Source organism: Flavobacterium omnivorum (assembly GCF_900099915.1).
GTDB lineage: Bacteria > Bacteroidota > Bacteroidia > Flavobacteriales > Flavobacteriaceae > Flavobacterium > Flavobacterium omnivorum.
Map to the genome: position 1 here is coordinate 67,760 of NZ_FNDB01000004.1, position 20,183 is coordinate 87,942.

15 protein-coding genes, 1 tRNA gene and 1 pseudogene are annotated in these 20,183 nt (G+C 32.4%); 9 read left to right on the top strand and 8 right to left on the bottom strand.

The features are described 5' to 3' along the window. Window positions 1–10 precede the first annotated feature (10 nt). Window positions 11–3,088 carry a SusC/RagA family TonB-linked outer membrane protein gene (locus BLS90_RS05590; RefSeq protein WP_091256186.1) on the bottom strand — a complete coding sequence of 1,026 codons (3,078 nt, stop codon included), beginning with the start codon at window positions 3,086–3,088 and terminating at the stop codon, window positions 11–13. 986 nt (window positions 3,089–4,074) lie between these two features. On the opposite strand from BLS90_RS05590, the gene BLS90_RS05595 reads away from it, so the two are divergent. The 5 genes from BLS90_RS05595 (at window position 4,075) to BLS90_RS05615 (ending at window position 9,119) form a co-directional block, all read left to right on the top strand. Continuing rightward, window positions 4,075–4,296 (top strand): helix-turn-helix domain-containing protein, encoded by a 222-nt coding sequence (locus BLS90_RS05595; protein WP_091256188.1) that lies wholly within the window; start codon window positions 4,075–4,077, stop codon window positions 4,294–4,296. Window positions 4,297–4,898: 602 nt separating this feature from the next. Then, complete coding sequence (locus BLS90_RS05600) at window positions 4,899–5,909, top strand: BT4734/BF3469 family protein (protein WP_139171390.1); 1,011 nt, start codon at window positions 4,899–4,901, stop codon at window positions 5,907–5,909. Between the two features lie 151 nt (window positions 5,910–6,060). Continuing rightward, window positions 6,061–7,878: a reverse transcriptase/maturase family protein gene (locus BLS90_RS05605; protein WP_091256192.1), complete on the top strand. Its 1,818-nt coding sequence runs from the start codon at window positions 6,061–6,063 to the stop codon at window positions 7,876–7,878. A gap of 163 nt (window positions 7,879–8,041) precedes the next feature. Further along, window positions 8,042–8,395, top strand: a complete 354-nt coding sequence (locus tag BLS90_RS05610; RefSeq protein ID WP_220083870.1) for a hypothetical protein — start codon at window positions 8,042–8,044, stop codon at window positions 8,393–8,395. Between the two features lies 1 nt (window position 8,396). Next, entirely contained in the window at window positions 8,397–9,119 is a 723-nt protein-coding gene (locus tag BLS90_RS05615; RefSeq protein ID WP_091256197.1) for a hypothetical protein, read from the top strand. A gap of 223 nt (window positions 9,120–9,342) precedes the next feature. Here BLS90_RS05615 and BLS90_RS05620 read toward each other — a convergent pair. Next, window positions 9,343–9,685: pseudogene (locus tag BLS90_RS05620) on the bottom strand (transposase); the annotation flags it as partial. 193 nt (window positions 9,686–9,878) lie between these two features. Here BLS90_RS05620 and BLS90_RS05625 point away from each other — a divergent pair. The 4 genes from BLS90_RS05625 to BLS90_RS05640 all read left to right on the top strand — a co-directional run bounded on the left by BLS90_RS05625 (window position 9,879) and on the right by BLS90_RS05640 (window position 14,706). Further along, on the top strand, window positions 9,879–10,199 hold the full coding sequence (locus BLS90_RS05625; RefSeq protein WP_091256199.1) for a hypothetical protein: 321 nt from the start codon (window positions 9,879–9,881) through the stop codon (window positions 10,197–10,199). 170 nt (window positions 10,200–10,369) lie between these two features. Continuing rightward, the gene (locus tag BLS90_RS05630; protein WP_091256202.1) at window positions 10,370–11,731 is read left to right on the top strand and encodes a hypothetical protein; all 1,362 of its coding nucleotides are present in this window, start codon (window positions 10,370–10,372) and stop codon (window positions 11,729–11,731) included. A 425-nt stretch (window positions 11,732–12,156) separates the two neighbouring features. Further along, window positions 12,157–12,990: a hypothetical protein gene (locus tag BLS90_RS05635; protein WP_091256205.1), complete on the top strand. Its 834-nt coding sequence runs from the start codon at window positions 12,157–12,159 to the stop codon at window positions 12,988–12,990. A gap of 231 nt (window positions 12,991–13,221) precedes the next feature. Next, a complete protein-coding gene (locus tag BLS90_RS05640) occupies window positions 13,222–14,706 on the top strand; it encodes a serine hydrolase domain-containing protein (RefSeq protein ID WP_091256206.1) in 1,485 nt (494 codons plus the stop codon). 82 nt (window positions 14,707–14,788) lie between these two features. Here the strand turns inward: BLS90_RS05640 and BLS90_RS05645 are convergent, their stop codons facing one another. The 6 genes from BLS90_RS05645 to BLS90_RS05670 all read right to left on the bottom strand — a co-directional run bounded on the left by BLS90_RS05645 (window position 14,789) and on the right by BLS90_RS05670 (window position 20,143). Further along, complete coding sequence (locus tag BLS90_RS05645) at window positions 14,789–15,031, bottom strand: hypothetical protein (RefSeq protein WP_091256208.1); 243 nt, start codon at window positions 15,029–15,031, stop codon at window positions 14,789–14,791. 122 nt (window positions 15,032–15,153) lie between these two features. Further along, window positions 15,154–16,401 carry a site-specific integrase gene (locus tag BLS90_RS05650; RefSeq protein ID WP_091256288.1) on the bottom strand — a complete coding sequence of 416 codons (1,248 nt, stop codon included), beginning with the start codon at window positions 16,399–16,401 and terminating at the stop codon, window positions 15,154–15,156. Window positions 16,402–16,659: 258 nt separating this feature from the next. Then, window positions 16,660–16,747: transfer RNA gene (locus BLS90_RS05655), tRNA-Ser, on the bottom strand. A 167-nt stretch (window positions 16,748–16,914) separates the two neighbouring features. Continuing rightward, window positions 16,915–18,048, bottom strand: a complete 1,134-nt coding sequence (gene ribB / locus BLS90_RS05660; protein WP_073354596.1) for a 3,4-dihydroxy-2-butanone-4-phosphate synthase — start codon at window positions 18,046–18,048, stop codon at window positions 16,915–16,917. An 8-nt stretch (window positions 18,049–18,056) separates the two neighbouring features. Further along, the gene (locus BLS90_RS05665) at window positions 18,057–19,490 is read right to left on the bottom strand and encodes an LptF/LptG family permease (protein WP_091256291.1); all 1,434 of its coding nucleotides are present in this window, start codon (window positions 19,488–19,490) and stop codon (window positions 18,057–18,059) included. Window positions 19,491–19,498: 8 nt separating this feature from the next. After that, a complete protein-coding gene (locus BLS90_RS05670) occupies window positions 19,499–20,143 on the bottom strand; it encodes a LolA family protein (RefSeq protein ID WP_245705057.1) in 645 nt (214 codons plus the stop codon). Between the last annotated feature and the right edge of the window lie 40 nt (window positions 20,144–20,183).

Genomic DNA, 20,183 nt, shown 5'->3' on the forward strand with positions numbered 1-20,183 from the left:
GTTTATTGGATTAAAAAGTTAATTGTACTCCCGCAGTAATTACTTTAAGCGGTGGTAAGAAGCCATAGCTGGTAAACTCGGGGTCTCCTTCATTGAATTTTGTGAACGTCAATAGATTTTGTGCCTGTGCTATTATTTTGAATTGTGTTTCACGAAGCTTTAAGGGAACATCAAAAGACAGTGCGATATTTTTTAAACGAATAAAAGAAGCGTCAATAACTGAGGCATCGCTCTCGGAATAATAGTAATCTGCAATAAGGGCATCATAATTGTTTCCTGCGGTATAGATTTGATAGTTCGTTTGATCGCCAGGCTGCAGCCAGCTGTTGATTGCAGTCGTTCGTTGATTAGACATCATTCCCGCGGCACCCATAGGATAGGAGCGGTTCTTTTGTTTTACAAACTGAAATAAAAAGTCAAGTTTCCAGTTTTTATAGCGGAGCTGGTTTTGTAGGCCACCAAAGAACTTGGGGTTAAGGTCGGCTGCCGTTTGCCGGTCTTCTGGAAAGGAAATAACGCCATCATTATTGGTATCTTCAAATTCGTAAACTCCAGTTTGCGGATTGATACCTTTGTATTTGTAAAGTAGTGCAATGTTCAGCGGCTCACCAATACGGTACTGTTGGTTGTATGGGGAACTTTCGAGTCCTGGAAAGCGCAACAGCTTGTTTTTGGATAGCGTTAGATTTAGGCTTGTGGTCCAACTAAAATTATGATTATTAAAATTAGCAGTTTGGATGGTCATTTCTAAGCCTGTATTCTCTACTGTGGCATCCAAATTGGATTGCAATACCGTAAATCCTGTCGTACCGGTTAATGGCATGCCTACTAATTGGTTGGACGAACGATTTTGATACCAAGATGCAGTGGCAAAAATACGGTCTTGTAAAAAACCGAGTTCTACTGCCGCTTCCAATTTGTTATTGGTTTCCCAGCCAAAGTTGGGGTTGAAAAGGCGCGAAGGTTGTAAGCCGATTGTGCCGTTATAACTGATGCCTGTAGTGGTATAAGTGTTGAAAAATTGATAGTCCCCAATTTGGTCGTTCCCTGTAGTACCTATACTAGCTCTTATTTTGCCGAAACTCCACCATGAATTGTCTTCTAAAAAGTTTTCCTTTGAAAACAGCCAAGCGGCACCTATAGCCCCAAAATTGGCAAACTGATTGCCGGGACCAAAACGACTGGAACCATCCCTTCTGGCGGTAAGATTAACGATATAGCGCCCTTGCCAATCATAATTAAAGCGCCCAAAGATTGCTTGGTATTTGTATAGGGTTTCCTCATGAACCAAGACATTTATATATTTGGCGGCGGCTAGATTATAAATCAGACTATTGGAGCTAAATCCGTTGGCGCCTTGTACAAGCATGTTGGTGGTTTGCTGTTGAAAAGTTGATCCAACAAGCACTCTAATTTTTCCTATAGCGGATTCCTTTTCCCAATTGATTTGTGGTTCAATGATCCACGAGGAACGGCTGGTGGTATTATTGAATAGCGCAGATCTGTCGCTAGTCACATTGTAAGCCGGGTTATAAATAGTAGAGGGGGCAATTCGTGTTTCTATAGTTGATAAATCCGTATAACCCATGCTACTTTTTAAAACCAATCCAGGCAAAAGTTCGTACGATAGCAGCGTATTGGCAATTAGGTCCTTTGTTTTAGATTCAAATTTAGCATTGAGATTTCTTAGGGGATTCTCCCAAGTTCCATTTTCCCAATTGAGACTGCCATCGGGCTTATATAATGCGGGAGCATTTGGGGGTAATGAACGGGCTTCGTAGCTAAAATCAAAAGCGGGCTGGTCATTATGCTGAAGGGTATAAGCCCCGGAAAAGCTGACTTTAAATTTGTTGTTTTCAGACTGGTGGTTCATGTTGATGTTTGCACCTCCTTTTTTGTAAGCAAAGGGACCTTTAAAAACAGAGGATTCGTTGTGATAGTTGGCACTTAATAGAAATTGTGTCTGTTCTGAGCCTCCTGATAGTGTTCCCTGAATGTCGTTGAACTGGGCGGTATTGCCTAGAAGTTCCTTTTGCCAATCCGTATTCCTATTTTGATCCCAAGTGCCGTTAATGTCGTAGTCCCATGGATTATAATCGGTCAGACCATCATTAAGGAATGCTTGCTTGCGCATTTCCAGATATTGGGATGTGTTCATCAATTTCATGAACTGGGTCACCGTACCCGCTCCAGAAGAGGCTTGTACTCTAAAGGATGTTTTGCCCGGCTTCCCTTTTTTTGTGGTGATCAATACTACGCCATTGGCACCTCTTGATCCATAAATCGCTGTTGCATCGGCGTCTTTTAGGATCTCGATACTTTCAATAGAGCTGGGATTGATACTATTTAAGGGGCTAGTGACGGTGGGAAAGCTGGTGGCTGTTTGATTGTGTCCGATGGGATCCGCAGCATAGGGAACCCCATCGATGAGGTATAAAGGGGCGTTAGCCTCAGCGCGAAGGCTATTTTGGCCGCGAATTTTGATATCAAATCCCCCACCTGGCACACCGGTTGTTTGTGTTATATTGACACCAGCCATGCGTCCTTGCATGGTGGCCAGCACATTGGTTACGGGTTGTGTTTCTATGTCTTTGGCGGTAATACGGGCAATGTTTCCGGTGCGTTCGCTTTCTTTGACGGAATAATAGCCTGCGTTGACACGGACTTCTTTTAGTGTGGTCAAGTCTTGCTGTAATTGTACATTGACAGTTTTACGACTGTTTATGGGAACTATTGCTGTTTTGAATCCTATAAAAGAGACCATCAAAGTATCTGTAGCAGTAGCTGTAAGTGTGTATTGTCCTTTGAAGTCGGAGCTTACGGTATTATTTCTTTTTCCTTTTATGGAAATTGTTACACCGGGTAAAGGGCTTGTACCATCAGTAATAGTGCCGCTGATTTGATTTTGTTGTTTGTATTGCCATAAAGGCACAACAATGCAAAATTTTATTTTTGGTCGTTCCTTTTCTTTATTATTACTTGGAAAAGGATTGTGCGCTAGTGTTGGGGAAATGGAGTTTAGGAATATTCCGAAAATTAACGGATATATAAATGGCTTCCTAGACCTATAAACTGATTTTTTTTTCATATTATTGGTTATTGGTTAGATGGAATGTGAGTTTTGTTTTGCTATGGTCCTCTATTCGTCCGCCAAGAAGAGTTAGAGGGCCTTTTGTTTAGTCTTAAAGTCATCCAATGGAATGTCTTTAAGTCTTTAGGAATGGTGTTTTACTATATCATAAGCATAATGGTGTTTTAATTAGTTGTGATTTTAGATAATCCTTTTCAGTATACTTGTTGCAGCCATAAAGCCAAAGGAATATAAGTGTTATAAATGCCAGTATTAATGCTGCTAGTATTTGTTTGTAATATTTCATTTTATTGTTATCTGTTGTTGGTTATCTGTTCGTACTTACAATAAAACATCCTGCACCATTAATAAATTCAAATTAAATTAATGAGATCTTTTGTTCAAAGAAGCTTGCGGTGCAGGTGCTTTTTAGGTAATCAAAGTTCAGAATTCATCAAATCATGGATTACATTTTATTTAGCCATAGGCGGTTTTTGTTTAAAGCTGGGTATAGGTCTCTACTGCCGATTAAGAAAAGAGCGTTTTATTAACGGGGAATTTGTGGTTTAATGATTGAAACCGAGTTTAACGCCTTGCGTTGACTGTTTTAGATGTGTAGTTGCACTTTACTCATAGGCATGCGTGTTTTAGAGGGTTAAACTGCTGCGAGACTATGAAAAATGATAAAGCGGTGCTAAGAATAAAAGCTGAATAATCTGGCCAAAGAATAAAAAAATGGCATGGAACTCAGCTTATTGCATCAGAGGCATTGGCATACCTTAACCACAAATAAGTGAGCCCACGCCATGGTCGTGAGCATCTTAACTTATCATCTCGTGGTTTTAAAACGCCAATTTTCTGATACGAGATTCAAAGCGAATGCTTCAAATATTTTTAAATGAAGAAACGCAAATGTATTAATTCTAAAACAAATATAGTATAAATTTTTCACAATCGGACAGTTGTCCGATTAAAATTAATTATTAACAACTTATTTTGTTTATATGGGTGATTTAAATAGAAAAATATGCGACTTCATTGCTAACGAATGGATTGGTGAAACTCAGGCAAAAACTGAATTTGCACTAAACCATAATATTGATGAAAAAACTGTCCGTAGAATTTATAATGATGAAAATTATACGATAACCTTATATACTTTAAATAAAATTTGCGAGGCTCGAAATATAAAGCTTTCGGAGTTTTTTAAACTTGTAGGTTTGTAAAATAAAAAGATGCCACGAGGCATCTTTTTTTTATATAGCAATAGTAAGTAATGTGATTAAATAATGTTGCATTTGTTTTTATAACAACCCTAGTCTTTACTGAGGGTTTGACATTGTTAAATACGACAACATATCATTCCTGGTACTTAACACTTGTCAATTCGGGATTATTTCTTATCAAAAAAGGATTACTTGATTTCAAGCTAAAAGACGAATTCCTATACTTTCTATATTTGAGTTATGGAATGGTATGAAATAATAGGATTTATTGTGGTTTGGTTTTTAAGTCTTTACCTGAGAGGGAAGTTTTATGAGTTTAGAAGGGATTATGATAAAAATGATAGTTGGAGAATTAGAAGAAAGAAATGAAAAATATACCGCATTAGAATTAGCTTACTATTATACTCTTTAATTAAAGTCAAAATATCACTAAATGTGGGTATTGTAACAATAGTTAAAAATGATTTTATTTACGAACTAGAATATATAGCGTGAAATACGGTAAAACTTTAAAAAAAAAGCGTTACCTGTTGATGTTATATACAAGTTGTGCGACACAGTGTGAGAATCGCATAAAAAAGAACATTTAAATTAAATTAACCTTGAAAGAAAATAATCTTAATATTTTACAAAGCAAAGTTTCCTATCAAGGTAATACTTGGACAAGTTTATCTGAAGAATTGACTATAAAAGAAGTTTTAGAAGAAATAAAATCAAGTAAATATGAAAATAAAATAGCAAAACTTCGAAATTTATTATTAGATGATAAAAAAGAAGAATATAATACACACAAAAAAAATCTTCCAGCTGTAACTTTTTGCGCAACGTTTGAAAAGAAACGAAGAAGAGAAAATATAAAAACATACAATTCAATAATAGTTATTGATATTGACAAATTAGAATCCAAAGAATTAGAACATAATATTAATTTATTAAAAAATGATTCGTATGTATTTTCATTTTGGAAGTCACCATCAAATGAAGGAATAAAAGGTCTTGTTTGTTTAAAATTTGATTTTGAAATTGAATACAATGAAATCGATAAAATTCACAAAAGTGCTTTTATAAAATTGTCGAAATATTTTAAAGATACATATGACATTGAACTTGACCAAAGTGGAAGCGATACAACTCGATTATGTTTTTTTTCATTTGATGCTAATTTAGAAATTAAAGCGAAATATGAATATTTTGAAATTTTAAAATTGGATGTTGAAAATAGTCCAATAAAAAGTGTTACACAAAAAGAACTAAAAATAAAATTTGCAAGTAATAAAGACGCATTATATAATCCAAAAGATAAAAATAAAGCTAACGACAGAAAAACAATCTCATCAATAATAAGTTATCTTTCAAGAAAAAATTTATCAATAACAAATTCATATCAAGATTGGTACAAAGTTGCTATGGTAATATCTAACACCTTTACATATGAAATTGGAGAAAAATATTTTTTGAAATTAAGTTCAATGGATCTTCATAAATATAATGAAACAAATTGTAAAAACTTTCTACTTAATTGTTTTGAATCAAGAAATGGTGTTGTTAAATTTACCAGCATAATTTATTTGGCTAATAACAAAGGCTATTTAACTCAAAATCAAAAAAAATAGGGGTTCTGAAGGTGGGAGATGAAAATCTTCCGCAAATATCATCCTCAAACACGGTTATTCACTTGCCAGAGGACTTAAAAAAGTGATACGCATCTATGTCAGTATCTTTGCAATATAGGCTTTAGCCTTTTACAGGAACCCTTATTTTATTATGAAACAATTTGAAACATTTTTTACAGAAGCTGCAATAATAAATCATTTATGCAAAATGAGAGTGAAAATTGCCAAAAATAGAAACAAAAAGCACCTAATTCATTTACTTACAAATTCAGAAAAATTCAATTATCATAAGTTAGAATCAAACAAGTTTAATAATGTTCAAAATGATTTTCAAGATTATCAAAAAAAATTACTTGAAAGTTTAAATGAAATTTTACCAAGTAGAAACAAATGGGTGAAATTAGGGTTTGATTCAAGAAGAAATAAAAGAACTAATGAACCGCTAAATTCAACTGATAAAAATCTTTACTCATTACTAAAAACTATTCAACTCTATAGAAAAAAGGAACAGAAAGTTGATTGGCTAATCAAATTAGATGTTTTTGTTGAAGATATTATGCAATCTGTTAAAGACATAAATTTTCAAATAAAACCGCCAGTAATTTATCCTAAACTTAAAGATGAGTTAAAGTTAAATGAAAAAAACATCTGCAGACCAATATCATTATTTGCTCTTAAAGACAGGATTATTTTGAGTATTACAAATAATTATTTAACCAAATTATTTGATGATGATTTTCAGAATTCCTCTTATGCTTTTCGTTCCAAAAAAAATAAAACTAACACAGCTATATTAACACATCACGATTGTATAAAAGATATTATTGAATTGCAAAAACAATTTGAGAATCAACCTTTATGGGTTGTAGAGTGTGATATGGAAAAATTTTATGATTCTGTCAATCATAAAATCATTAAAAATCTATTTAACAACCTAATTGTTAATGCTATCAATAAATATCCTAAATTAAACTTTAAAAATGCAGAAAATATTTTTTATCAATTTTTAGATTGTTATGCCTTTAATAAAAATGTTCCTAAACCAACTGATATTGATTATTGGAATAGTTATAAAATTCCATTTGGAGAATTTGAATGGGTTGAGAAAGGTTTAAATGAAAATAATTATTATGAAAAAATTGATAATGAAAGAATTGGTGTTCCACAAGGTGGAGCATTATCAGGATTAATAGCTAATATAGCTTTGAATGAAGCTGATAAAAAAATGCTAGAAACAAAAGTATTTTATATAAGGTTCTGTGATGATATGCTTATAATCCATAATAATTATGAGCAGTGTAATATTGCAAAGGATTTATATATTAATTCATTAAGAGAATTAAAGTTAGTACCACATCTTTTTAAAGAAAACGTTCATCTAAAAAAAGATAGAGAAAAAAAATCTAAATACAAAACAGATATAACATTAAAACCTTTTTGGAAAGGAAAATCAAAAGGTCCATATAAATGGGATTCCATTGAAAATGATGGTTTTCCTTGGATTGGTTTTGTTGGTTATGAAATTCACCATAATGGATTTATTAGAGTAAGAAAGAAATCACTGGAAAAAGAATTAAACAAACAAGAAGATGTTATTTTAGAAATACAGAATGCTATTCAGAATGGGTTAAGAAAAAGTGTAAATTCAGTAAAGGAATCAGCGATAAATAGACTTGTTGGTATGTCAGTTGGAAGAGTAAATCTTAATAATTTTGATAAAATATCAAATGATATGTGTTGGAAAAATGGATTTAAAGAATTGAAGAGCAACAAATATTCGATAAGACAATTGAAACATTTAGATAGAAATAGAAATAAATTATATTTCGACTTAATAAAAAATCTTGAAAAGTACAAAGATGAGAAAGAAGACGACGACCAAAATATTAAAAGTAATTCAAGACAAGTTGTTAATTATAACAAACCTTTTAGTTATTATTATCAAGTAATCGAAAGAAACAAAGAATAAAAAAGCGATCGAACAACAGCCATTTTGAGCTAGCTGGAATTTAGTGGAATTATCGTTTCACATCAAGTTTTCGTTAAGCCTAAAATTGAGCGGTTACGAATTTCCAGCCATCTCAATGTGGCATAACGTTGGCAGTAATGTTACCGCAAAAAAACAAAGAAAAATGAAAAAAGAAATATCAATAAAAAAAACACTTATCATCAAAATTTTAAAATCATTTATTATTTCCCTTTTGATTTTTTTTATTTTGGAGCATTTCGGAGAATTTAATTACAAAGAATATTTTTGGGGTAAATATGTAGTATATAATACACTTACATCAAATGATGTTTATTCCGACAACTTGCTTTTAAGTGATATTAAATATCCAGTAAATGGTTATTTTGAAACTTATTCCGAAAAGTTCCCATATTATTTTCAGGCAACTATTGAAGACATACTTTATATTTTTGCTCTAACAATTATATTAACTTTAATAATCACTTTCAATGAAAAATTTAAATTTAAGATAAATTAATTTGACATATTTATTTACAGGAATCGATACTCACATTGATAAAGGATTTGGAGTAACTGCTGTTGCATATAAAAAAAGTGCTGATTTTTTACAAACAAACAATTTTGAACACTTTATTATAACTCAACAAGCAGAAATGCCCCAAAACTACCTTTACAGACATTCAATAGAATTGTATTTAAAATCACTAATAATAATTTTTCATCGTAAACTTAATATCAATTATGGAAATGCTTCATTTGAAAGTGAAGAACCAGAAATTTTAATAAAACAAAAATGGGAGAATCTATTTAATTGCCACAACATTCAAATTTTATATGAGTATTGGCTAAACCATTTATTTTTACCAAATATTGAAGAATTAAATAAAATTACACCTGATTACAATTGGCATAATAATATTGAATTTCTTGAACAATTAAGTATTGTTTCAGAGTACGACCGTGATAGTTCATATTTTAGATATCCAATTTCAAAAAATTCAATGCTTGACGAAAAGAAAATGTCAATGCAAAAAATCAAAAAATCAGAAAGCATAATCGACAAAATAAAAGAAAGCAAAGGAACAATAATGTTATTGCTTGATAATAAAGATAATATAGTAGAAGGTTTTAAACAAGAAAAAAATATTTTAGTCGAAATAAAGAAAAATTTAAAAGAAATTTCAACCTATTTAGACAATTTTCATATGCTTGTAAGAGATAAATTATGTGATGGAATGTAAAAACACTACTGCCAACAGCTAGGGTTTGTTGCATGCGTAGCGCGAACAATGAAACCCGGGTTGAACGGAACCGATTCCACGTCCGTCAACCTATGCACTTATCGTAAAAATTTTAGAGAGAATTACAAGAGGCAAGCGAGCTTCTTTTTTTTTGGAGTGTTTTCTGCTTGGTTTTTTTCGTGTGTTCCTTCATTTGTGAACATAAGTTCCCTTACCCATAAAATTAATTTTCATAGGAACTTGAACTTTGGCTACCGCCAAGAAACCACGCCGGTGGACCACGCTGGTCAAAAACCGCTATTCGGTGTAAATTCCCTGTTTTACAACACGGACACTTGGGGTAAAAAAGGCTTCTTTTCTACTTTTTCTAAAACTTTTACCTTAAGTTTTTCCTGCAAAAGCGTGAGCTTTTGACGCTTCCAAGTGCTGCTCAAAAAACCATAATGTCTTATTTTTACAAAACGTTTGGACAAAATATGCAACGCAAAACGCCTGATGAATTCCTGATGCGTCAGTATCATTTGCTTTTTCACACCCGCCATGCGATAATCCTTGTACTCAAAAGTTGGATATTCCGGGGCAAACTGAACACCCTATTCCGGTTTAAACTGTACAGGTGATTCCGGAGCAAAGTGAACACCCCATTCCGGTTCAAACTGTACAGGTGATTCCGGAGCAAAGTGAACACCTCATTCCGTTTCAAACTGGACAGTTTTGATGATGATTTTTTATCCTACTTTGTGATCTAATCACATCAGTATGGCCAATAATTCAATAGGATCAATTATGATACGAGAAATCATCAGAATGAAAGCCAATGGTCTTTCTAATAGTCAAATTTCCAAAAGCATTGGAAAATCAAGAACAACCATCGTCAAATATCTTGGTGTGATTGAAACTTCTGGGATTTGCTTAAAGGAACTCCTTGAACTCAAAGAGAACGATTTATCGGAATTTTTTGAAGTTTCCAATGAGTTAAATCCTGCCAATAGAGAGCAGATTCACAAAGATTTATACAGACTGTTTTATTTTAATAATCATAAGCGACTTTTGTCAGAACGAATTTTAATTGTAGTTTAAATAACATATATTTACTCCATGAGTAACAAAATACAGTTCGTTTAGAGGTTTTTAGACGAACTGACGTTGGCAGTAAACCGATCGCCTACTTATTTTAATGACATCTAATTTACAGGATAAATATTTTTTCTATGGCTAATGTTATTAAATTTACTACAAAAAATTAACTTATGAGCGAGTCGAACAGGCAATTAAATATAAAATTTTACGACGAGCTAAATCGTATTTTTAAAATTAAGAAATATAAGACATGGCAAGAATTAGCAAAAGAAGTAACAATTGAAAAAATAGCCGAAACTTATAATGTATTTGGGCAAATCTTTTCTACAAATTTAAATAGATACGAATTGTTGCCAAAGAACAATCCTTCTCAAAAGCTTACTTCAATTTTTCATGGCTATTCAGACGGCAATTCGATTATTAATAATGTTGCACGGTATTCATTGTATTCAGATGAAATTTTGATATTTCATCCGCTTCAAAATCCAAATATTACTTCACCTGATTATAATCCAATCGCTAAACCACACTTGTGGAGGCTTGAGTTCGTAGATGCTTTATATTTTTATATCGTTCTCCAAAAATGGGTTCGTTCAGGTATTGTTCATCTAATTGAAAATCCCTTCAATTTTGATTCTGAAGCTCACTCGATTTTAAAAGAAGAGGCTCGCAAACGTGTTGAATTAAATCCAGGAATTATGACGGATCCTGAGTTTAAAATGGATATAAATAAAATGAACGATGAAAAATTGCGCCGGTCATTTTTTGGATTACCTCTAAAAGCGATAGAGGTAACAATTTCCAAAGCATTTCCCAGCTACTCAACTAACGAAGTTACAAACTTAGCCTTATCATTTAAAAGGAGAGAAAAGGAACATCCGATGTACGTAGACTTTGGCGACGATCAAATGGAATCCGTTTCTTTAAATGACAGTGGCGGAAGCATTGAAATGATTGACGCCATTTGCAAATTAACAGGAGCAATTTCCTATACGAGCCAAGTTAGTATAAAACGTCAACTTGAATTTAGGGGAACAAATCCATTTTGGACTAAGTTTGGCTCGTTGTACTCGGGGCTTGACCTAACTTATTTAGATAATGTTGATACTTCTTTTGCCTTACATATTCGAGAAGAAAACAGAATTTCAGGAATGAGAAAAGCATTTAGAGAAGTCAGCTCTTTCATAGAGCAGACAGAACTTGACAAATTATCAGATGATAAAATTCTGCATTTTAATGACAAAATAAAAGAAGAGGTGAAACGATCGGAAGTTGAGTGGATGAAAATAATTGATGATGCAAAGAAGTTTAATATAACAACAATTGCTAGCGTAAGTACAATAGGAGCGCTTTTAGATCCAACTAAAATAATTGTTCCCGCAATAGGAATTCCTTCAGGAATTATTATTAGTGAGTATTTTAAAAATAGAGGATTAAAAAGCTATCGAAGTAAAGACGCATATTCCGTATTTGTCGATCTCAAAAATAAGAAACCCTCTTTTTATACTGAATTTAAGAACTGTATATTTTAAGGTCTACTGCTAACAGCTAGGATTCGTTGCGTGCGTAGCGCGAACAATGAAACCCGGGTTGAACGGAACCACTTGTACGTCCGTAAACACTATGGAGTTGTCGTAAAGATTTTTGAGAGAATTATAAGAGGATTTAGTGTCCTCTTTTTTTGTAGTGGTTTATCAGGTGGTTTTAATGTGTTTTCCATCACTTTCGGGGTATAATTCTCTTTACCTATAAGATTAATTTGTAGAGGTAATTGTATTTGTCTATCACCGAGATCATCGAATTAGGGGAAATTCCTGTGAAGAGTTGCATTCTTGCAATAAGAATAATCTTCTTTCGATACAAGTATTTTGTTATATTTGCTGGTAATGTAATGGAGGTTTTTTCACAGACTGACGTTACCTGCTAGCAAACCAAAAATCGTAATAAAAAACCAAATATGAATAAATTTTTACATAAGATCCCTTCACTTTTTTATGCAATAATTGTAATTGCTCTTTCAATATTTTTGACTCACTACTTAGAAATCTATTTAATTTCTATTAATTGGGTAACTCAAACTGAAGGCGAAGCAAGAGTTGCTTTATATTCAAGTGTTTTAACTGTTATCGCAATTTTTTATGCGGTTTTACAGTTACAATCACAAAGAAATGAAAGTCTATTTGCAAATGAATATATTAATCAACCTGAATTTGAATTCTATAGATTTGGTGATGATGAAAATTTATTAAAAAAAGAAAGTTCGCCAGGATGTTGTTGTATAGCAGGTCAAGTTTGTACAAATAATTGTAACGATGAACATTGGTTTAATTTAAAACAAATTGGAAATTTACCCGCAACTGATATTAAAATTTCAATGTTTCATAATAAAGAAAGCAATAATATTTGTTGTAAAACTAGAATAATGAAAATTGAAACTTTAAATAAAAATGGCGTTTTTCAGTATAAATTACCTCCTTATACTTACTCCGAACAGTTTTTTGACCAAACTAAAAATGATAGCTTTTTCGTATTATTATCATACAAATCACTCTATTCAAACCTACATTATAAAAGAATCTATGAGTTAGAATATATTCCAAAATCAAATGCGATCTTAACTAATGGTATTTGGGCAGACAATATTAAATTTTATGCCGTAGAGTTGAAAAATATTACTGACTACAATTCGATATCATTGAAAGATTTAATTATTGGTAGTTTAGCTCACTTCTTAGTGAAAATAAAACTTAAAAATTCATATTCTAAAGAAAATTGGATATTGAAATACTAAAATTGCCAGCAGGTAACAGCTAGGGATTCGTTGCGTGCTTAGCACGAACAATGAAACTCCGGTTGAACGGAACCGGAGGTAGTTTTAAAAAGCAGTTTAATTATAGTTTAAATCCTATATATTTACTAACTAATTAACCAAATAAAGTTCGTTTGAGGGTTTTTAGACGAACTAACGTTGTAGGCAATTTTACTGAGCGAGACAAATTCAAAACGATTTAACAACAATAAAATGATTATCAATAATATAATTTATAAATCAGTATTTACTCTTTTATTCTTCTGTACATCAGTAAGTTTCTTATATGGACAATCTTCAAAAAATTATTCTACAGAAATTCAGTCAAAAATTAAACAAGTTGAAAACAATCTTTCTGGTTGGGTACAAATTGAAAATAATCCTCAAATGTGGACATTAGAGGAAAGAATGAAATTTTATCATGCCAATGGTGTTAGCATTGCAGTTATTAAAGACTATAAAATTGAGTGGGCAAAAGGTTATGGATGGGCTGACAGTTTAGAGCAAAAACCTGTAACAACTAAAACTTTATTTCAAGCAGGTTCAAATAGTAAATCTCTAAATGCAGTTGGAGTATTAAAATTGGTTCAAGATGGAAAATTGAATCTTAATGCGGATATAAATACCTACTTAAAATTATGGAAATTTCCCTACGATTCCTTATCAAAAGGTAAAAAAATCACAATTGCCAATTTATTAAGTCATACTGGTGGAATCAGTGTACATGGGTTTTATGGATACAAAAAAGGAGAAGAGATACCAACCATCAAACAAATATTAAATGGTCAAAAGCCTGCTAATTCAGAAGCTATACGTTCAATGTATGAGCCATCTATCAAATATGAATATTCTGGCGGTGGAACCACCATTTCACAACTAATTATTCAGGATGTAACAGGAAAACCTTATGATGAATTTATGTGGGAACATGTACTGAAGCCAATGGGAATGACTAACAGTTCTTATACTCAACCTCCAGTATCATCCAAACTGAATTTATTAGCTACTGGATATTACAATGATGGAAAAGCCGTAAAAGGTAATTACCATATTTATCCAGAACAAGCAGCAGCTGGACTTTGGACAAATCCAACAGATTTAGCGAAATATGTGATTGAAACTCAATTATCTTTAAAAGGGAAATCTCAAAAGGTACTTTCAAGAGATATGACAACAGTAAGACTTACACCTTACATTGATGATAAATCAGCTTTAGGAGTATTCATAATTAATAAAAATGGAATTAAAAATTTCGAGCATGGTGGTGTAGACGAAGGTTTTGTTAGCCAATACATAGGCACTTTTGAAGAAGGTAATGGAGTTGTCGTTATGACAAACACATATAATACAGCTCTATTTGATGAAATTATAAGAAGTGTAGCCCTAACTTATGAATGGAAAAATGCTTACACACCTGAGATAAAAAAAGAGCGCTATATTAAAGATGAAGATTTAAAATCTTATTTAGGGAAATATACAAGCGGAGATAAAAACTTCTTTATTACCAAAAAAAATAATGGAGTTTACTTTAATTTTAATGATGACAGGGGCAACCTTACTTGGAAAATTCATTTTATAAATACTAATAATTTTTGTATGATTGAAAATAATTCAGATTTTAACTTCGTTAGAAATATATCAGGAAAAATTATAGCTCTTAAATGGAATGAGGAGATATTAAAAAAAGTAGAAGAATAAAAACTCCCTAAAACAGTAAGGATTTCGTTGCGTGCGCAGAATGAACAATGAAATCTGTGTCGAACGGAATCGATTATAAGTTTTATTTTTCTGATTTGATCTCTTTTATCATACGCTCGAGTTTTTCTCGCTGTTGTTTTGCTTTTTCATCATATGCCTTTTGCCTTCTTTCGAACGTGGTTTGATTCAATCGGAGCTCTTTTTCCAAAGACAAAGTTTTATTATAACTATAAATCAAGAGAGCCAATAAGAATGCAATACTGCAGAAATAAAAACGATATTCCAATAAAAGAAATTTTAGTGATTCAATTATTTTTGTTAGCATGTTATAAGATTTAAAATGTTCTTTTGAAAAAATTTCCAGACTAAGATAAATGTACTACAAATTACCTGACTTGAACTATCGATTCTAAACTCATTATGTGCTATATTAGGAAAGTAGAAATTCTAATTGGCATTTTTGATAATTTTATCATTGTTGCAGTTTGACATTTTGTTTCGTAAAACCATCATGTCCTCGCTCACTTTTTTATCCAATATCTTAGCATAGTGCTGTGTAGTTCTGATATTTTTATGTCCTAACATTTTGCTCACGCTTTCTATTGGAACACCATTTGTGAGTGTTACAGTCGTCGCAAAAGTATGACGAGCAATATGGAAAGTTAATTCTTTTTCGATTTCACAAACACCCGCTATTTCTTTCAAATAGGCATTCATTTTTTGATTGCTCAAAATAGGAAGTAGTTTGTTTTGGTTGTTGCATTCCGGATGGTCCTCATATTTATCAATAATCATTTGTGTTATTGGAAGGATTGGAATTTTTGAAGCCGATTCGGTTTTCTGACGGTGAGTGAATATCCATCTCTCTCCGTCGATTCCAAGGCTTATATGCGACTTTGTTAGGTTTTTGACATCAATGTAGGCTAAGCCTGTAAAACAGCTGAAAATAAATATATCACGCACTAGCGATAATCGTTCTGTTTTGAAATCTTTGTTGATTACGGTCTCTATTTCGTCTTCAGATAGATAGACTCTTTCTACTTCTTTGACTTTTGCTTTATAGTTTGCAAATGGATTTCTTTCTATCCAATGGTTAGCTATGCAAATCTTGATTATTTTATTGAAGTTCTTGATGTATTTTACGGCAGTGTTATTGGCGCAATTGCGAACGCTTCTTAGATAGAATTCATAATCTGTAATGAAAGCATGATCTATTTTGTTAATGTCTATATCTGAAGCCTTGTATTTCCATTCCAGAAATTCGATAGTATGCTTTAGGGAGGTGGTATAGCGCTCTAATGTTCCTGGTGCATATTCTTTACCAACCAATTCTTTGATTTTGTTGTTGTGATCCTTGAAAATGGGAATAAGCATTCGTTGGTTGTCGTGGAGATCAAAAATTTCATTCTTTAGATTTTCAGAAGTTATAATAATATCCTTTTTGTATAATTTTTTTTCAGCTTCTAAAATTTTGGATTTTAAATATTCAAGGTGGCTATTTATTGAACGAGTCTCTTCATTGTTACCCTTAACTTTAGATCCTTCATTAGACCACTTCTCAGGATTAACAAATTTGTTGCTACTAAATTCAAATCGTTTAGATTGTACTGTGACACGTACATAAATAGGGCAGATGCCATCATTATTGACTTTTGATCTCTTTATATAAAAGAGAACGGATACGGCTGTGTTCATGGTTGGTGACCTTTTAGTTATTATTAAATTTAAACTTTGTACTACTTCCAAACAAGATGTTCAAATAGTGAAAAGGTATTTGAACAAATGTTGAACTGGTAACTTTTGAGATAGGTGTCACTTAAAAAATATAATTTCAGTGACACCTCAAAAGACACCTAAGTTTTGAGATTTAATGAATAATTTGATTTGCCGTAAATGAAAAAACCCTCCTAAATCATAAGATTTAGAAGGGTTTGCTTCGTTTAGTATTTCTACTGGCGGAGAAAGAGGGATTCGAACCCCCGGACCTGTTACAGTCAACAGTTTTCAAGACTGCCGCATTCGACCGCTCTGCCATTTCTCCAGTGAGCGACAACCATTACCTGATTGCGAGTGCAAATATAAGAACCTTTTTTGGTTATGCAAATCTATTTTTAGAAAAAAAGCATCTATTTTTTCGACTATTTTTTAACCGTTTCATTTTGTATGCTTTAGGCTAAAATATTTTTAAAAAAAAAGTAATTAAAAGTTTTAATACTTTACATATTCGGTTATTTCGAGGCCATATCCTATCATACCAACTCGTTTAGTACCCTCTGTATTGGAAACTAATCTTATTTTTGAGATATCAATATCATGTAAAATTTGCGCGCCAATTCCAAAATCCTTACTATCTATAATGATTTTTGGTGCTTTCATTTGTCCAGATTCTTGCAATGATTTAAGTTCAGTAAGGCGACTAAGTAAATTCACTGATTGCATGTCTTGATTGATAAAAATGAAAGCGCCTTTGCCGTGTTCATTAATAACCTTGAACATATCGTCTAGTTGCTGATCAACGTTATTAGTTAGAGTACCCAATAAGTCATTATTAACTTGTGTGGAATGGATTCTAGTTAATATTGGTTCTCCTAAATTCCATGTCCCTTTAGTTAAAGCGATGTGTATTTGTTTATTGGTGGTTTGTTGGTACGCTCGCAACCTGAAATTACCAAAGCGAGTCTCAATATCAAAATCTTCCTTTTTAATAATTAAGCTGTCATGTTGCATTCGGTAGGCAACTAATGCTTCAATTGAAACTAATTTTAAATCGAATTTTTTTGCTACCGCTACTAACTGCGGAAGTCGCGCCATGGTTCCATCTTCATTCATTATTTCTACAATCACACCAGCTGATTTAAACCCAGCTAAACGAGCAAAATCAATTGCTGCCTCTGTATGCCCCGTTCTTCTTAAAACACCACCTTGTTTAGCGATAAGAGGGAAAATATGACCTGGTCTTGCCAAATCATGCGGTTTAGTTTCTGGATTGACCAGTGCTAAAACTGTTTTTGCTCTATCTGCTGCAGAGATCCCTGTTGTTACGCCGTTTCCTCTTAAATCTACTGAAACCGTGAACGCAGTTTCCATTGGATCCGTATTATTAGTAACCATAACATGTAATCCTAATTCTTTGCAACGGCTTTCTGTCAACGGAGCACATATTAATCCTCGGCCGTGTGTGGCCATGAAATTAATCATTTCTGGAGTCACTTTTTCGGCTGCAGCCAAAAAATCACCTTCGTTTTCTCGATCTTCATCATCTACAACGATTATGATTTTTCCCTGACGAATAGCTTCTATTGCTTCTTCAATTGTATTGAGTTCTATTTTATTTAAGTCCATTGTGGGTATTAGTTTCGTGATGGGAATATTTTTTTAAGTACTTTTTGAAAGGGAGCCAAAATGACATCCATGTTTATTAATCCAATATCGTTTGTAGCTCTATAGGTCAATAATACTGCTAATGGTGTCAAAATAATTGAAGATAACCAAGCGCCCATAAAGGGGGTCATTCCGTTTTCTTGAGCAATCCTTTTTCCAAAAGTATTTATAAAATGAAAGGTGATGAATATTAAAACGGCAAAAACAATAGGAAGACCGAGACCTCCTTTTCTAATAATAGCTCCTAAAGGTGCACCGATAAAAAACATTAAAAAACAAGCAAATACAATTACAAATTTGTCATAATAAGCAAGTAAATGTCTGTTTATATTTTTTTGTTTATTAAAAAAATCAGTTTTAGAAGTATCAATCGAGTAGGTTGTACTAGCCACATTGCTACTCGCTATTTTTAAAATATCCGATTTTTGTTGATTGGTAAATAACGACAAGATGTTATTGGGAAGTGGTTTGCTTTTTGCAGACGCGATAAGCTGTTTTTTCGCAGGGAAAGCAATTCTGCTATTGCTGTTCTCTGTAAACGAAATGATATCGGTTTTCATGTTTTTATTTAATGAATCTAACGTGTAATTAAGTTCGTTAACGGTAAGCATTGTATTTGTATTAGCTACGGATTCATCATTTACATCCACGTTATTCAATTCTGATAAATCGATATTAATGATTTGCTTTTTAAAAGAGCTTTTTGCAAAAGGCATTTTACTGCGGTCCTCGTATTTTTTTGGAACAATATCCTCATAATAATAGCCATTATTAAGTACTAATTGGAGAATACTAGATTCTTCACTACTTATTAATTCTCCGTCTTTTGCTTTTATAACGGTTTTACTACCGTCACCAATTTTTGACTTTTTATGAATTGTAATGCCAGTAAGCGTATTGCCTTCAGCACCACTTTTTTTATTGACTTTGATATTATAAAAGCCAACGTCATTAAATTGCCCTTCGGTTATAGCCAAAGCGGGTTTTACTTGCGCAATATTTTTTCTGAAATTGATAAACTTATATTCGGCATAAGGAATTACATTATTTGAAAAGAAGAAAGCAACGATACTTAATAAAACAATAAATACGGTTAAACTTCTCATGGCCCGTTGTAGCGAAATTCCAGAAGATTTCATTGCTGCAAATTCATAATTCTCCGCTAAATTTCCAAAAGTCATTATTGAAGATAAGAGTATCGAAAGGGGTAAAACTAGGGGTACGATTCTAGGCATAGAAAAAGCCAGGAATTTAATAATCATTAATAGATCTAAATCTTTCCCGGCTAATTCCGATATAAATAACCAAACGGTTTGAAGTATGAATATAAAAAATAGGATTACAAATACAGTAGTAAATGTAGTCAAAAAGGTTTTTAATAAGTATTTGTCAAGAATTTTCACCTAGTACATTAATCTAATTTGTTGATGTAGTAATTTGGATATTTACTCCCCGCAAATGTAAATTGATTTTTTGACAAAGGTTGGTTGGTTTTAAAAGAATTAACCGTTAATGTTGTCTTTGTTCCTTTTTTACCTACTTCAATCAAATTATAAATGTGTTTTGTTTGCACATCGATTCCCAGTAATACTTCTTTTCTTTGGTCTTTTGCACTTACAGGAACCAGTTTGATGTATTGAATTTTTCTTCCTTTTACATTTTGCAAAATATCCATGCTGTATTTGTAACCAGAATTGAAAAAAGTAAGCATTTTAGAAGGTGTTATAGAATCATCATCTTTTTCATTAACAGTAGAAATGGTGATTTCTTCATCCTCTGGAACTATAGTGTAAGTTTTTTGTCCGTCAAATATTTTTGTAACTCCCATAAAGTTCAAAACATATTGATTTCCTTTCATGGTAACATTTCCTTTACTATCTTGATTAATGTTCTCTTTTGCATTATTCAGAGAATATTTAAAATCAATTGTTATGTTGTTATAGCTTTTAACTTTAGCTGTAACTTGATCTAAAAGATCTTTTGCTTTCTTGTCTTGTGCTTGAATCGAAAAACCAAAAAGGAATAAGGCCATTATAAAAAGGAGTCTTTTGCCCATAGTTTGTGTATAATTTTGTTTAGAATCTTGAATGTTTGAT